General features: G+C 73.0%; 11 protein-coding genes. 9 read left to right on the top strand and 2 right to left on the bottom strand.

Going from position 1 to position 15438, the window contains the following annotated elements; genetic code table 11:
* Window positions 1-188: 188 nt before the first annotated feature.
* Window positions 189-2021 (bottom strand): tetratricopeptide repeat protein, encoded by a 1833-nt coding sequence (locus tag V6U79_RS14040; protein WP_334614879.1) that lies wholly within the window; start codon window positions 2019-2021, stop codon window positions 189-191.
* A gap of 185 nt (window positions 2022-2206) precedes the next feature.
* On the opposite strand from V6U79_RS14040, the gene V6U79_RS14045 reads away from it, so the two are divergent.
* The 5 genes from V6U79_RS14045 to V6U79_RS14065 all read left to right on the top strand — a co-directional run bounded on the left by V6U79_RS14045 (window position 2207) and on the right by V6U79_RS14065 (window position 9287).
* Complete coding sequence (locus V6U79_RS14045; protein WP_334614904.1) at window positions 2207-3238, top strand: SIS domain-containing protein; 1032 nt, start codon at window positions 2207-2209, stop codon at window positions 3236-3238.
* Between the two features lie 24 nt (window positions 3239-3262).
* Window positions 3263-4786, top strand: coding sequence for a histidine kinase N-terminal domain-containing protein (locus V6U79_RS14050; protein WP_334614880.1), 1524 nt, complete (start codon window positions 3263-3265; stop codon window positions 4784-4786).
* Window positions 4787-5054: 268 nt separating this feature from the next.
* Window positions 5055-6710 carry a glycosyltransferase family 2 protein gene (locus V6U79_RS14055; protein WP_334614881.1) on the top strand — a complete coding sequence of 552 codons (1656 nt, stop codon included), beginning with the start codon at window positions 5055-5057 and terminating at the stop codon, window positions 6708-6710.
* Window positions 6707-7732 (top strand): glycoside hydrolase family 26 protein, encoded by a 1026-nt coding sequence (locus V6U79_RS14060; protein ID WP_334614882.1) that lies wholly within the window; start codon window positions 6707-6709, stop codon window positions 7730-7732. Before V6U79_RS14055 ends, V6U79_RS14060 begins: the two co-directional genes overlap by 4 nt.
* A 7-nt stretch (window positions 7733-7739) precedes the next feature.
* Complete coding sequence (locus V6U79_RS14065; protein ID WP_334614883.1) at window positions 7740-9287, top strand: glycosyltransferase family 39 protein; 1548 nt, start codon at window positions 7740-7742, stop codon at window positions 9285-9287.
* Here V6U79_RS14065 and V6U79_RS14070 read toward each other — a convergent pair.
* Window positions 9271-10764 carry a glycosyltransferase family 39 protein gene (locus V6U79_RS14070; RefSeq protein WP_334614884.1) on the bottom strand — a complete coding sequence of 498 codons (1494 nt, stop codon included), beginning with the start codon at window positions 10762-10764 and terminating at the stop codon, window positions 9271-9273. The genes V6U79_RS14065 and V6U79_RS14070 overlap by 17 nt on opposite strands.
* Before the next feature lie 1188 nt (window positions 10765-11952).
* Here V6U79_RS14070 and V6U79_RS14075 point away from each other — a divergent pair.
* Genes V6U79_RS14075 through V6U79_RS14090 form a run of 4 tightly spaced genes read left to right on the top strand, consistent with a single transcriptional unit; the run spans window position 11953 to window position 15333 of the window.
* The gene (locus V6U79_RS14075) at window positions 11953-13665 is read left to right on the top strand and encodes a nitrite/sulfite reductase (RefSeq protein WP_334524380.1); all 1713 of its coding nucleotides are present in this window, start codon (window positions 11953-11955) and stop codon (window positions 13663-13665) included.
* Window positions 13662-13820 carry a hypothetical protein gene (locus tag V6U79_RS14080; protein ID WP_250798445.1) on the top strand — a complete coding sequence of 53 codons (159 nt, stop codon included), beginning with the start codon at window positions 13662-13664 and terminating at the stop codon, window positions 13818-13820. Before V6U79_RS14075 ends, V6U79_RS14080 begins: the two co-directional genes overlap by 4 nt.
* On the top strand, window positions 13817-14578 hold the full coding sequence (locus V6U79_RS14085; protein ID WP_334614885.1) for a phosphoadenylyl-sulfate reductase: 762 nt from the start codon (window positions 13817-13819) through the stop codon (window positions 14576-14578). The genes V6U79_RS14080 and V6U79_RS14085 overlap by 4 nt, the downstream gene beginning before the upstream one ends.
* On the top strand, window positions 14560-15333 hold the full coding sequence (locus V6U79_RS14090) for a sirohydrochlorin chelatase (protein WP_334614886.1): 774 nt from the start codon (window positions 14560-14562) through the stop codon (window positions 15331-15333). The genes V6U79_RS14085 and V6U79_RS14090 overlap by 19 nt, the downstream gene beginning before the upstream one ends.
* The last annotated feature ends 105 nt before the right edge of the window (window positions 15334-15438 follow it).

Here is a 15438-nt window from a genome sequence, read left to right on the forward strand (position 1 = left end):
GAGCCGCGTCTCCGGCCGATGATCGACACTGTTTGCGGCGTGTCGGGGTGTCCAGCGCCGTAGACCCCCCGACACGCCGCAAACGGTGTGATCTTGGGCCTCCCCGCGCCGTCGACACCGCGGCCTGCCGCGAACCACGTCGACCTGGGGAGTCCTGCGGCGGTGCCGGGGGTGGAGGTCGGGCGGAATCAGGGGCGGCGGAACGGGGCGGTCAGGCGGCGCCAGAGGCGGGTCAGAATGCCCCGCCGGTGCGGGCCGACGGCGCCATCGCCGATCAGCCGGTGGGCGAGGGCGGTGGTGGTCGGGTCCAGGGCCGGCGTGGCGAGCGCCAGGTGCGCCAGGGAGACGGCGATCGGCACCGGTCGCACCCGGGCCACGGTCGCCACGTCACCGAGCCGCTCGGCCACCACGCGGGCCACGTCGGGGCGTACCTCGGGGTGGACCCAGGCGGCCGTGACCAGGGCGAAGAGGGCGGCTTCGGTGATCCAGTCCTCCACGCCCCAGACCAGCTCCACCAGCACCCGGCGCCGGGTCGAGTCCGGCCACGGCTCGTCGGTGCGGTGGTGCAGCAGCCCCAGGCAGGCCCAGACCTGCACGCAGCGCACCCAGAGCGAGGGGTCCTGCCCGGCCAGCACCCGGCCGAGCGCGGTGGCCGGCGCCTCGGGCGGGTGCACCAGCAGGCCCAGCAGGTCGGTCAGCTCCAGGGTGGCCAGCCCCACCGCCGCGTCGTACGCGGCCGGCGGGTGCGGCCAGGCCGGGTGGGCGAGCTGGCTGACCCGGTCCGCCGCCGCGGTGGACGGGACCGGCAGGGTGGGCGCGGCGACCGTGCCGTCGTACCGCCACAGCGGGCAGGCGTCGGCCCGGCGCGGCTCCCGCGGGTCCGGGTCGGCGACCCCGGTGACCTCGACCGCGAGGCCGGGCACCGCCGCCGTGACCGTCCGCATCGCGCTCGGCGGTTCCAGCGCCGCCAGGCGTACGGCCCCGCCCGGCGGGCCGTCGGCGGCGAGGGCCCGGCGCAGCGCGTCGACCATCGCGCCGGCCGCCGGCGTCACCTGGCCGAGCCAGGGCCGGGCGCGGCAGCACTCGGCGAGGTCGCCGTGCTCGTGGGTGTCGTCGGGGTTGTCGCGGACGAAGTCGGCCAGGGCGATCAGGTGGGCCACGTCGCCGTCGCGCAGGAAGCGCAGCCGGTGGGCGGTGTGCACCGCGCAGTCGAAGCCGGGGTCCCGGGCCAGCGCCCGGTCGATCCACCCGATGGCCTGGTCGAGGCGGCCGGTGTCGGCCAGGGTGCCGGCGATGTCCGCGTAGACCGCCAGGTCGTCGGGATCGTGCCCGACGGCCCGTTCCAGCGCCGCCAGGGCGTCGCGGGTCCGGCCGGCGCTGCGGTACGCGTACCCGAGCCACACCTCGCCGAGTTTGGACGGCTGCGCGCGTACCCCCCGGCTGGCCCAGGTGACGGCGAGGGTGACCTCGCCGATCCGCCGGGCCAACGCGGACGCCGCGCCCAGCAGCAGGGCTTGGTCGGGATGCGCGTCGACCGCGTGCCGGGCGAGCGTCAGGTACGGCCGCAGCGGCGCCCGGGTGGCCCGGGGCGCCGGGTCCGGCACCGCCGCGCAGATCTGCATCAGGATCCGGGCGGCGCGGTCCGGGTCGAGCCGTTCGACCAGCTCGGGCGCGGTCACCCAGGGCACGCCGGCCCAGTCCACACCCGGCGCGTGGCCGGTGGCGGCGACCAGCAGGTCGAGCCCCTCGGCCGGGCGTCCGGCGGCGGCGAGCAGATGGGCGCGGGCCACCACGGCGCCGACGAAGGCGTGGTGGCCCAGCGGGAAGAGGTCGAGGTCGCCGCCGGAGGCGGCGGCGATCCGGGCGAGGATCTCGTGCACCTCGGGCAGGGTCGGCGCCTGGACCAGGGCGGCGGTCAGGTGGTCGGCCGCGCCCCGCAGGTCGCCCTCGTCCAACGCGAGCCGGGCGAGGGCGAGTTCCTCCGCCGTGGACAGCGCGGGTTCGTCACGTCCCTCCGTCACGTCGGCCTCTCGCTCTCGGGTGGGTTGCCGGGGGGCAAGCCTAGGGGATGTCGCGTCGATCTGGTGATCCACTGCTCGTTGTTGTTCGGAAGATTGCTCTCATCTGATCATGCGTGCAAGACTGAGCATGAAACGCGCGGCTAACGCGCAGGGAGGAGCTTTCCGTGACGCGTCCAGGGGCCGGCATGGCCGCCGACATCGAGGAGCAGCCGGCCGGATACGCCCGGTTGCTCTCCGCCGAGCAGGCCGACGCGATCGCCCGGGTGGCGGCGGTCATCGCCCGGCGGCGCCCACGACACGTCGTGTTCACCGCCCGGGGCACCTCCGACCACGCCGCCCTCTACGGCGCGTACCTCACCGAGATCCGTCTCGGCCTGCCCGCCGGGCTCGCCTCGCCGAGCGCGGTCACCATCTACGGGGCCCGGCCCGACCTCTCCGAGGCGCTGGTGATCGGGGTCAGCCAGAGCGGCGGCTCACCCGACCTGACCGAGGTGCTGCGCGCGGCCCGCGCCTCCGGCGCGCTCACCCTGGCGGTGACCAACAACCCCGACTCGGCGCTCGCCGACGCGGCCGAGCTGAGCGTCGACATCGCCGCCGGCCACGAGCGGGCGGTCGCCGCCACCAAGACGTACACCGCCGAGCTGCTCGCCCTGCTGATGCTGGTGGAGGGGGTCCGGGCCGGCGACGGGGCGCTGCCGGCGCAGGAGCGGGCGGCGCTGGACGCCCTGCCCGCGCTGGCCGAGCAGACCCTGGCCGACGACACTCCCGCCCAGCTCGCCCCGCGCTACCGGTTCGCCGGCCAGCTCGTCGCCACCGGCCGGGGGTACGCCTACCCGACCGCCCGGGAGGCGGCGCTGAAGCTGATGGAGACCTCGTACCTGCCGGCGCTCGCCTTCTCCGGCGCCGACCTGCTGCACGGACCCCTCGCGATGACCGACCCCGACGTGCCGGTGCTGGCCGTGGTCGGTTCCGGCCCCGGCGGCCGATCCATGGGAGAGGTGCTGCCCCGGCTCGGTGAGCGCCGGGCTGACGTGGTGGTGGTCGGCTCCGCCGAGGTGGAGGGCGCGACCCGGATCGCCGTCCCCGAGGTCGACGAGCGGTACGCCCCGCTGCTGGACATCCTGCCGCTGCAGCGCCTCGCGCTGGCGCTGGCGCTGGCCCGCGGCGAGGACCCCGATGCGCCGCGCGGGCTGAAGAAGGTCACCGCGACGATGTGAGCCCGGCGTGGCAGGCTGAACGGCGTGTCCACGCTGCGCGACCTTGCCGAGGAGCACACCCAGCTCCGTCCGGGCGACATCGACCACCTGCACCGGATCGCCGGGGACTGGCAGCTGCTGTCGGACCTCTCCTTCGCCGACCTGCTGCTCTGGGTGCCGGTGGACGGCGACGGGACGTTCCTCTGCGTGGCCCAGGTCCGCCCGACCACCGCGCCCACCGCGTACCTGGACGACCAGGTGGGCCGAATCGTCGGCGGGCCGGAGGTGGCGCACCTGGAGGTCGCCCACCGGCAGGGCCGGATCTGGCGGGAGGGCGACCCGGTCTGGTACGGCGACGTGCCGGCCCGGCACGAGGCGATCCCGGTCCGGCTGCGCTCCGCCGACGGTGAGACCGACGAGGTCGTCGCCGTGGTGGGCCGGGACACCAACCTCTCCACCGCCCGTACGCCCAGCCAGCTGGAGCTGAACTACCTCACCACCGCCGACGACCTCGCCCAGATGATCGCGGACGGCACCTTCCCGCCGCCCCGGCATCCGGGGGAGACCACCTCCGCGCCCCGGGTCGGCGACGGCCTCGTCCGGCTGGACGCCAACGGCAAGGTCACCTACGCCAGCCCCAACGCGCAGTCGGCGTACCGGCGGCTGGGCTACGCCTCCCACCTGGTCGGGGAGGACCTGGCCAAGCTGCACCGCCGGCTCGCCGGCGACCCGCTGGAGGGCACCGACGCCGCCAACGGCATCCTCGCCGCGCTGCGCGGCGAGGCGCCGCCCCGGCGGGAGATCGACGCCCGGGGCGCGACGATGCTGACCCGGGCGCTGCCGTTGATGCCCGCCGGCGTGCCGATCGGCGCCCTGGTCCTGGTCCGCGACATCACCGAGGTACGCCGCCGCGACCGCGCCCTGATCACCAAGGACGCCACCATCCGGGAGATCCACCACCGGGTGAAGAACAACCTCCAGACCGTCGCGGCGCTGCTGCGCCTCCAGGCCCGCCGGGTGTCCATGCCGGAGGCCCGGGTCGCCCTGGAGGAGTCGGTGCGCCGGGTCGCCTCGATCGCCCTGGTCCACGAGACGCTCTCCATGTCCAGCGACGAGGCGGTCGAGTTCGACGGCATCGTCGACCGGGTGGCCAGCGCGGCGACCGAGGTCGCGGCGACCGAGGTGTCGGTCGGCATGCGGCGCCGGGGCAGCTTCGGGGTGCTGCCGGCCGAGATCGCCACCTCGCTGGTGATGGTCCTCAACGAACTGCTGCTCAACGCCGTCGAGCACGGCTTCCCGCCGGTGGGCGAGGACGGCGCCGGCCCCGGCGCGGACGGGGCGGCCGAGGTGGTCGTCTCGGCGCACCGGTTCCGCAAGCAGTTGCACGTCTCGGTGACCGACAACGGACGGGGCCTGCCCGCCGAGTTCGACGCCGAGCGCGGCGGCCGGTTGGGCCTGCAGATCGTCCGGGCGCTCGTCACGGGGGAGCTGCGCGGCACCATCGAGCTGCGGGACGGGGCCACCGGCGGCACCGAGGCGGTGCTGGTCGTGCCACTGGCGAAGGCCTGATCCGGTACTTCGCCCGTCCGCTCTCCGGTCCGATCAGTACTGGCCGTTCAGCTCATTGTGACGAGACCGGCCGGCTGTTCGATGCCCGATGTGGCTTTTGCTGCTTTTCGACGGATTGACACCATGAAAGCGGCTGAATAGTTTTCTGCATCAACCCCAAGCAGACACGGTCGGATCACCGTGCCCGGCTCCCTGGACGCGGTTGGCGACGACTCGCCCGCTCTGCCGGGACGAGCCTGCTGCTTGGCGAGCGGGGGGAGACGGGGCGATGACCTCACCACCGATGGTCGAGCCGGCGACCGTGCCGGAGCCGACCGCGGAGTTCCGGGTACCGAGTCAGCTGTCGAAGTGGACGCCGCGGCGGGCCGGTGCGACGCCGTCGACCCGCCCCGCGTACGCCCCGGTGCCGCTGCCGCCGACCGACGAGGAACTGGTCTCCTACCGCCGACGGCGGATGGCGGCGCTGATGGTGCCGTCCCTGGTCAGCTTCGGCTGCCTGATCACCAGCCAGCTGCTCTTCGTCCGGCTGACCCCGTGGCTGTGGCTGCTCGCCCCGCTGCTCTTCTTCACCGTCGTCTACTACGTCATCTCGCTCTGCGTGAACCTCTTCACGCCCGGCTTCGACATGGAGCGCCACCAGGAGCTGGTACGCAACTGGCGGCCGGCGCGCTACCCGACCGTGGACGTCTTCCTGCCGGTCTGCGGCGAGCCGCCGCACGTGCTGCGCAACACCTGGGAGCACGTACGGGCGATGGGCCGGCACTACCGCGGCGAAGTCACCGTCTACGTGCTCGACGACTCGCCCAACGAGGCGATGGAGCGGATGGCGCTCGCCTTCGGCTTCGTCTACCAGCGCCGACCCAACCGGGGCTGGTTCAAGAAGGCCGGCAACATGCGGTACGCCTTCGAGCGCACCATGAGCGACTTCATCCTGGTCCTCGACGCCGACTTCGTCCCGCGCAAGGACATGCTCGACCAGATGCTGCCCTGGTTCGACGCCGAGCCGAAGGCCGGCATCGTGCAGTCGCCGCAGTACTTCCGGGTCCACATGGGGCAGACCTGGGTCGAGCGGGGCGCCGGCGCGGTGCAGGAGCTGTTCTACCGGTCGGTGCAGGTCTCCCGGCAGGCGCACGACTCGGCGATCTGCGTCGGCAGCTGCGCGATCTACCGACGGGACGCGCTCTTCTCGATCGGTGGGTCCACCCTGATCGAGCACTCCGAGGACGTGCACACCGGCTTCGACCTGCGGATGCAGGGCTGGAACCTGCGCTACATCCCGGTCGTGCTGGCCGCCGGCCTCTGCCCGGCCGACGTCGACTCGTTCTTCACCCAGCAGTACCGCTGGTGCGCCGGCTCGATGAGCCTGCTCGGCTCGAAGAAGTTCTGGTCGACCAAGCTGCGTTGGCGGGCCCGGCTGAGCTACATCTCCGGCTTCTGCTACTACCTGCACACCGGGTTGTTCACCTTCGTCGCGCCGATCATCCCGGTGCTGATGCTGACCGCGTTCGCGGACCAGATCGCGCTGGCGAACTACCTGCTCATCGTGCCCAGCGTCATCTACAACATGATCATCTTCCCGTTCTGGCACAAGAACCGCTACGGGCTGGAGAGCTGGACGGTCAAGATGATCTACGGCTGGGCGCACGCCTACGCCATCATCGACATCATCCGCGGCCGGCGGATGGGCTGGCAGCCCACCGGCGGCACCGCGAAGAAGAGCAAGACCAAGCGGCTCTGGACCGGAATGCGGTACTGGACCGCCGGCAGCGGCGTGGTCTGGGCCGGGATCGCCGCCTGGCGGATGGTGACCGACCCGGAACCGCTGATCTTCCTGCCCGCTTTCCTCAGCGCGGTCTTCTATCTCGTGATCGTTGCCCAGGCGCTCCTGGTGGACCCGGTCAAGGACGTCGAGGTGGTCAAGTGAAGACCCGTCATCTGATTGTCGCGGCGATGCTGATCTCGCTCGCGGCTGTCGAGTACGCCGTGGTGACCAGCCTCGACGTCACCCGGGTGCTGGCCGGCACCGCAGCCCCCGACCGGCGCGCGCAGGGATCCGGAAAGGTCGACAAGGGGCCAGAGGTGCTGCCCGCGTACGACCCGAAGCACCTGATCAAGCCGGCCGACGGCAAGTATCTGGGAGTCGCCATCAACGGCGCTCCGCCGAAGATGGAGCTGATCGAGGGCTTCGCCGAGAAGACCGGCAAGAAGCCCAACGTGATCACCATCTATCTGAGCTTCGACGACGGCTTCGCCGCGAACGAGGTACGGCAGGTCTACTCGTACGGAGCGCTGCCGGCGGTGCGCTGGGAACCATTCAACGCCAAGCTGTCGGACATCGCCGCGGGTAAGCACGACGAGTACATCAAGAAGTTCGCCGCTGGCGTACGAAAGGTAAATCTGCCGGTCGCGCTCACCTTCGCCCACGAGATGAACGGCGGCTGGTACCCGTGGGGCATGGGCAAGAAGGGCAACAAGGCAGCCGACTTCGTCGCCGCCTGGAAGCACATCCACCAGCTCTTCGCCGCAGCCGACGCCACGAACGTCATCTGGACCTGGACGCCCAACGTCATCAACCCGGTGCCGAGCGTCAAGCTCAAGCCGCTCTATCCGGGCGATGAGTACGTCGACTGGATCGGTATCGACGGCTACTACACCCACAAGGGCAAGAACACCTTCACCGAGCTGTTCGGCCCGACCATGCGTCAGGTCCGCACGTTCACCAGGAATCCCTTCATGATCATGGAGACGGCGGGTGAGCCGGGCAGCTCCCGGCCGGGCTGGATCGCGGATCTCTTCGCCGGGGCGGCGAAGGATCCCCGGGTGATCGGATTCGTCTGGTTCAACAACAACGGTTCGGCCCAGTGGAACATCGACCGCGACGCCGCGGCGATCAGGGAGTTCCGCAGACGGGCGAAGAACACCACCTACGGCTTCCAGGTGAAGTGAGCGGACAATGCCGAATCAGCTTCTCCTCGCCGGTCCGCAGGCGTCCGACGCTCTCGCCGCCGACACCCGCCCTGCGGTCCAGATAGGCCCGGCCCGTCACTCCGCCTGGCTGGCACTGTTGCCGGCCCTCGCCGCCCTCGCGGTCGGTCTCCGTGGTCTGGCCGACCGGCAGATGTGGAACAACGAGTACGCCACCTGGCACGCGGCCGTGCTGGGCACGGCGGACCTGCGCCACCTGCTCTCCAACACGGACCTGGTGCACGTCACGTACCTGATGATCGTCCGGGGCTGGATCCAGGTCGCCGGCGACGGCCCGCTGGCCCTGCGGCTGCCCTCGCTGGTGGCCATGGTCGTTGCCGCAGCCGCCACGACGCTGATCGGCCGTCGGCTGGTCGGCACCGGTCCCGGGGTGGTGGCCGGCCTGCTTTTCGTGCTCATCCCGGCGGTCACCCGGTACGCCCAGGAAGCCCGGTCGTACGCGCTGGTGACGATGGGTGTCACCGTCTCGACCCTGCTCCTGCTGCGCGCGCTGGAGAAGCCGGCGCGGGCGCGTTGGGTGCTCTACGCGGTCGCTGTGGCGGCCATGGGATGGCTGCACTTCGTGTCCCTCCTGGTCCTCGCCGCCCACCTGCTGATCGTGCTGCGTGGCACCACCGGCGGCGACGACAAACGCCGCTACCAGTGGTGGGGGTACGTTGGCGGTGCCGGACTGGCCATCGTTCCGTTGCTGACAGTCGCCTCCGGCCAGTCCGCCTCGATCTCGTGGATCAAGGCGGACGGCGCAGCAGTTCTCCGCTTTCCGGGGGACCTCTTTCTCTCCGTGCCGGGGATGGCGGCGATCGTCGTTCTGGCCATCGGGGGCGCCGTGGTTGCCTGGCGCACCGGTAACCTGATGCTGCCCGCCCTGCTCACCTGGGCGCTGCTGCCGCCCGTCTTCGCGTACGCGACCTTTACGGTCCTGCACCTGTTCCTGCCCCGCTACGTGCTGTTCACCCTGCCCGCCTGGGCGATCCTCGCCGCCCTGGGCACCTGCTCCGTCGCGCGGCTCCTGCCGCGCTCCACGGCCGCCTGGTCCTGGTTGATCCCTGCCGTGCTCGTGGTCCCTGCCTTCGCCTTCTTGGTGGAGCCGGACCAGAGGGTGGTTCGGGCCAGCCCGGTGGCCGGCCAGCCGGACTACCGGGGCGCCATCGACGCCATGCGGGAGAACATGAAGCCCGGCGACGGGCTCGCCTACAACGACGTCTTCGGCAAGCTCTCCGACCTCGGCCGCGAGGCGGTCGACTACGAGATGCGCGACGACACTCGGCCCCGGGACGTCTTCCTCGCCCGGACGTCCGTCGAGCGGGGGTCGTACTCCGCGTCGGAGTGCGAGGACAAGGATGCCGCCGCCTGCCTGCGCGACACCGAGCGGATTTGGCTGATCTGCACCAACTACTCCCCGGACCCGCTGGAGGGGTTGCCGCCGCAGCGGGCTGCGCTGCTGCGGACGTTCAAGGTGGTCGAGGAGAAGAAGTTCGAGCGGGTCCGACTCGTCCTGCTCAGCCGGGCCGGCTGAGCAGCGCGACGGTCACCCCGGCGCGGGGGCGGACCTGCTCGACGGTGAAGCCGGCGCGCAGCGCGTCCCCCTTCGCGCCGGGCACCGCGGCCAGCGGGTCGTCCCGACGTCCGGCGACCACCAGCCAGACCCGCCCGGCGCCGGCCAGGCACTCGGCGGGTCGGGCACACTCGGTGGCCCACAGGTCGGCCCGCTGTCGCTGCTCGCGTACCACCAGCACGTCCCGGGGCCGCCGTGCGCCCAGGTGGTACGCCACCCCGAGGTCGAGGAAGAGCCAGCCGTCGCGGGGGGAGTAGACGACGACGTCGCCGGGGCGTTGCCCGGCCGCGATGACCGCCGCCGCGCCCCGGTAGTCCACGGTGGCGCTGCGCGGCCAGCCGTGGCTGCGCCGCAGCGCCTGCTGGTCCGGCAGGCTCAGCCCCCCGGCCAGCACCACCACGGCCAGCGCCGCCGGCGCCGGCACCGCGGCCAGCGCCGCGCCCGCGAGCAGGCAGCCGAAGGGCACGGTGAAGAGCAGGTAGCGCGGAACCCAGAGGGGTACGGCCAGCGCGGCGACGTAGACCAGCAGCACGGGCAGCAGCACGCAGACGCCCGGCACCAGGGCGCGCCGGCCCGCCCGGCCCGCGCCCAGCGCGGCGAGGCCGACCAGCAGCCCGCCCAGCACGCCACTCTGCGCCACCGCGCCGGGCAGCGCCGCCAGGTCCGGCAGCCGGGCCGGTTCCACCCAGTCGAGCTGGTTGGAACGCTGGCTCCGGGCGGTGAGCAGCAGCGGCGCCAGCACCGCGGCGGCGGGCAGCAGGGCCAGCGGCCAGCGCAGCAGCCGCCGGTCCCGGGCGGGCGCCCGGCTCGAGTGGTCGCCCGCGCCGAGGCCGGCCGCCGTGGGGCCGCGCCACCATGCCACCAGGACCACCACCGCGTGCGCGCCGAGCAGGGTGAGGGCGAGCAGGTGGGCCAGGCCGAGCCCGGCGACGGCGGCGGCGTACCCGGCCCAGCGCGTCCAGCCCGGCCGGTCCAGCGCCGCGACGAGCAGCAGGGTGGTCAGCACCGCGAACAGGGTCGTGAGCGCGTACGGGCGGGCCTCCTGGGCGTAGCGCGAGGTGCCGGGGAGGACCGTGAAGGCCAGGCCGGCGAGCAGCCCGGCGCGCGCCCCGAGCAGCCGCCGGCCGAGTACGGCGGTCAGCCCGGCCGCCCCGGCCATCGCCAGCGCCGACGGTGTCCGCAGCGCGGTCGCCGAGTCTCCGAAGAGCACCACCCAGCCGTGCAGCAGCAGGTAGTACGGCCCGGTGGCGGCGTCCACGGTGCCGGTGAGCCGGAACAGGTCGCCGATCGGGCGGGTGACCGCGGTCCAGGTGGCCAACTCGTCCCGCCACGGTTGGGCGTGGCCGATCCCGGCCAGTCCGACGGTGAGCGTGGCCAGCGCCGGCACCACCCAGACCAGGTGGCCTCCCTGAACCGCCAGATGCCGCCTTACGGACATAATGCCCACGCGCCGAGCGTCCCACACCGGCCGGGACCATGCGCCCGGAGCCGCTGCGGCGGCCCACGAGGTCCGGTAGGTGAAGCCGGTCGTCCCTCAGACGTGCACCTGCCGAACCCGGCGCTGGCGTTGTTGCAGGCACTGGGACCGGCACCTGCCACTGCCACTGCCACTGCCACTGCCACTGGCACCGGCACCCTGTCGCCATAGGTGGTGCCCGGGGTGTCGTCGTCCTTTGGAGCTGATGACGAAAACGATTCACCGCCGCGACTGCCGACTCTGGCAGTGCCGTAATCCTCGGGCCGAGCGATGGAAGCCGCTGACCGCCCGGCTGCACCATAGGCACCGGATGATCCGCGCCATCGCAGTGCGCGGGTAGGACAGCGATCGATGATGTGAGGTGGTCCGGATGGACGGGACGCCTGCCGCGTCGGGCTGAATCGTTTGCGTCATCAGCTCTAAAGCTCGTCACGGGACACCAGGGGTGGGTGTCGACGCCGCCCGCGTTGCCTTCGGTCGCCTGCTGCAGCGAGTTGTCGGGCAAGGTGAGCGCGGCGGGCCGACGGCTGCGACGAGGTTGGCTCCTTCGGAGGTCGCGGGCAGCCGGCTCGGACCCGGGGCGGCCGGGGAAAAAACGACCCGACGCGGCAGGGGACGGGGCAGCAGGGACCGGGGCAGCCGGTAGCGGGGCAGCGGGTGACCAGCGCGGCGGCGGACTGGGCCAGCCGCGAGCCCGGGCACAGCAGCGACCGGGCGGACACGGCGGGGCGGCCATGAGTGGGGGTTCCGAGAGGACGGTCACGAGCAGGGCGGTCACGTGCAGGGCGGTCACGTGCGGGGCGGACACGTGCGGGGCGGCGACGAGTGGCGAGTGGGGCACCGAGAGATCGAGAGGCGTGGCCCGTGATGTGGGATGGGGCACGCGGTCATTGGCCGGCCCCGTGAGGGTGTGGCAGCATGGCGTCATGCTCGTCGCTGTCGTCCGCCGCTTCGTGGCCCGTCGCCACGTCGATTACGGCCGCGTGCGCAGCGCCATCTGTCCGGCCCACTGACGACGCCCGACCAATCCGTCTCGGGCGCGTTCTCCGCGCCGGCCGTACCGACATCGTCGTCCTCGGCCCGTACCCACGGGTCGGCCGCCGCGTCCGCGCTCCCACCGAGGCACAGCAGACTACGGAGGACGCCGCGATGGCGGTCAGTAGCACCCCGGCCCGCTCCGAGACCCCGACGGCGCCCGCCGTCCGGGCACCCCGTCGGCCGCGCGGCGAAGGGCAGTGGGCGCTCGGCCACCGCGAGCCGCTCAACCCCAACGAGCGGATCAAGAAGGACGACGACCCGCTGAACGTGCGGGCCCGGATCGAGAACATCTACGCCCACCGGGGCTTCGCCTCCATCGACCCGCAGGACCTGCGCGGCCGGTTCCGCTGGTGGGGCCTCTACACCCAGCGCAAGGCCGGCATCGACGGCGGTCGCACCGCCGTGCTGGAGCCGCACGAGCTGGAGGACGAGTTCTTCATGCTCCGAGTCCGGGTCGACGGCGGTCAGCTCAACCTGGCCCAGCTCCGGGTGATCGCCGACATCTCCCGCGAGTTCGCCCGGGACACCGCCGACATCACCGACCGGCAGAACATCCAGTTCCACTGGATCCGGGTCGAGGACATGCCGGAGATCTGGCGTCGGCTGGAAGCGGTCGGCCTGCAGACCACCGAGGCGTGCGGGGACTGCCCGCGCATCGTGCTCGGCAGCCCGGTCGCCGGGGTGGCCCGCGACGAGCTGCTCGACCCGACTCCGGCGGTCGACGAGATCGTCCGCCGGTACGTCGGCGACAAGCGCTTCTCCAACCTGCCCCGCAAGTTCAAGACGTCGATCTCCTGGCTGGTCGACACGCCGTACGAGGCGAACGACATCGCCTTCCTCGGGGTGGACCACCCCGAGCACGGTCCCGGCTTCGACGTCTGGGTCGGCGGTGGCCTCTCCACCAACCCGATGCTGGCCAAGCGGCTCGGCGTCTGGGTGCCGCTGAACGAGGTGCCGGACGTCTGGGCCGGGGTGGTGGGGATCTTCCGCGACTACGGCTACCGCCGGCTGCGCAACCGGGCCCGGCTGAAGTTCCTCGTCGCCGACTGGGGCGTGGAGAAGTTCCGCGAGGTGCTGGAGAAGGAGTACCTGGGCCGCACCCTGCTCGACGGTCCCGCCCCGCAGCTGCCGGAGAAGCCGGTCGACCACATCGGCGTGCACGAGCAGTCCGACGGCCGCCACTACGTGGGCGCCGCCCCGGTGGTCGGGAGGGTCTCCGGCGGGCAGCTCGCCCGGCTCGCCGGCGTGGTCGAGGCACACGGCAGCGACCGGGTACGACTCACCCCGTACCAGAAGCTGCTGGTGCTCGACGTGGCGCCGGAGCGGACGGAGTCCCTCGTCGACCAGCTGCGCGGGATCGGCCTGGAAGCCCGGCCGTCGGCCTGGCGGCGCGGCACCATGGCCTGCACCGGCATCGAGTACTGCAAGCTCGCCATCGTGGAGACCAAGGCGCGCGGCGAGCAGCTGGTGGCCCGGCTGGAGGAGCGGCTGCGCGAGTTCGACGCCGACATCTCCATCCACATCAACGGCTGCCCGAACGCCTGCGCCCGCACCCAGGTGGCCGACATCGGCCTCAAGGGCCAACTGGTGGTCGGCCCGGACGGCCGCCAGGTGGAGGGCTTCCAGGTGCACCTGGGCGGCGGCCTGGGCATGGCCGAGGGGCAGAGCGCCGGCTTCGGCCGCAAGCTGCGCGGCCTGAAGACCACCGCCGACGAGCTTCCGGAGTACGTGGAACGAGTGGCCCGCCGCTACCTGGCCGGCCGGACCGACGGCGAGACCTTCGCCAACTGGGTGATCAGGGTCGACGAGGAGGAGCTTCGATGAGCGAGACCCGTTCCGCGCCGCTGTACTGCCCGTACTGCGGTGAGGAGGACCTGCGGCCGAGCGAGGCCGGGCACGGCGCCTGGGAGTGCCACGCCTGCGCCCGCGTCTTCACGGTGAAGTTCACCGGCCTGCTCAGCAAGGTGGTGGCCCGGTGAACCTCGTCTCCGCCGCGAACCTGAACCTGGTCGGGCTCGGTGGCCCGAAGCCGGCCGACCCGACCCGCCGCGACCCCGAGGAGCTGCGCGCGCTGGCTGAGCGGGCCGGCCGTGAGCTGGAGGGCGCCCCGGCGCTGGAGATCGCCCGCTGGGCCGCGGAGACCTTCGGGGACCGGTTCTGCGTCACCAGCTCCATGGCCGACGCCGTGCTGGCGCACCTGGTCTCCCGGGTCGCCCCCGGGGTGGACGTGGTCTTCCTCGACACCGGCCTGCACTTTCCGGAGACGCTGCGGGTCCGCGACGAGGTGGCCCGCAGGCTGCCGGTCAACGTCCGCTCGATCCGCCCCCGGCTCACCGTGGGCCAGCAGGACGGCGAGTACGGCCCCCGGCTGTTCAACCGGTCCCCGGACGACTGCTGCCAGCTGCGCAAGGTGGAGCCGCTGGAGCGGGCCCTGTCCGGGTACGACGCCTGGGCGGCCGGGCTGCGCCGGGACGAGTCGCCGACCCGGGCCAACACCCCGGTGGTGACCTTCGACGCCCGACGGGGCAAGGTCAAGGTCAACCCGATCGCCGCCTGGACCCAGGCCGACGTGGACTCCTACATCTCCCGGTACGACATCCCCGTCAACGAGCTGTTCAGCCGCGGCTACGGCTCGATCGGCTGCTGGCCCTGCACCCGCCGCACCAAGGCGGGGGAGGACCCGCGGGCCGGCCGTTGGGCCATGTTCGAGAAGACCGAGTGCGGCCTGCACGTCTGACCACGTCGACGTCCGGTGTCGGGCCGTGCGCGCCGGTGGTGCTGGTCGCGCACGGCAGCCGCGACCCCCGGGCGGCGGAGGCGACGCGGGCCCTCGCCCGGGCCGTGTCGGCCGCCCGGCCCGGCGGTGTGGTCCTGCCGAGCTGGCTGGACCACACCGAGCCGGGGCCGACCACGGTGCTGCGGGACCTGGCCGCCGCCGGGCACAGCGAGGCGGTGCTGGTGCCGCTGCTGCTCACCGCGGCGTACCACCGGCGGGTGGACGTCCCGGCGGCGGTGGCGGCGGCGCGGGAGACCGCGCCGGAGCTGACGGTACGGGTGACCGAGGTGCTGGGCCCCGCCGACGGCGTGGTGGACGCCCGGCTGCTGGCGGGGCTGCGCCGACGGCTGGCCGAGGCCGGGCCGGGCGGGATCGACGCGCTGGTGCTGGCGGCGGCGGGTACCCGCGACCCGCGGGCGCGTGCCTCGGTCGGCCGCGTCGCCGCGTCGCTGGCCGGTGAGCTGGCGGTGCCCTGCCGGGTCTCGTACGCCTCGGCGGCGCCGCCGGGGGCCGGGGTGGCGGTGACCCGGCTGCGGTCCGCGGGTGCCCGGCGGGTGGCGGTGGCCGGGTACTTCCTGGCGCCGGGGCTCTTCCACGACGCGGTGGTGTCGGCGGCCCGGGAGGCCGGGGCGGTGGCCGTCAGTGATCCGCTGACCGACGCGCCGGAGCTGGCCGAGCTGGTGCTGCGCCGGGTCCACGAGGCGGCCCGGCTGTGACCGACGTCGCCTTCATGATCGAAAAAGGCGGCGTCGGGGTATCGGGCGGGGCATGCGGCGTGCGGACAGCAGTACGCCCCGGCGGGTCGGACCCGGCCGGGGCGT

Origin of the sequence: Micromonospora psammae (genome assembly GCF_036902725.1) — a bacterium.
Classification (GTDB): Bacteria; Actinomycetota; Actinomycetes; order Mycobacteriales; family Micromonosporaceae; genus Micromonospora.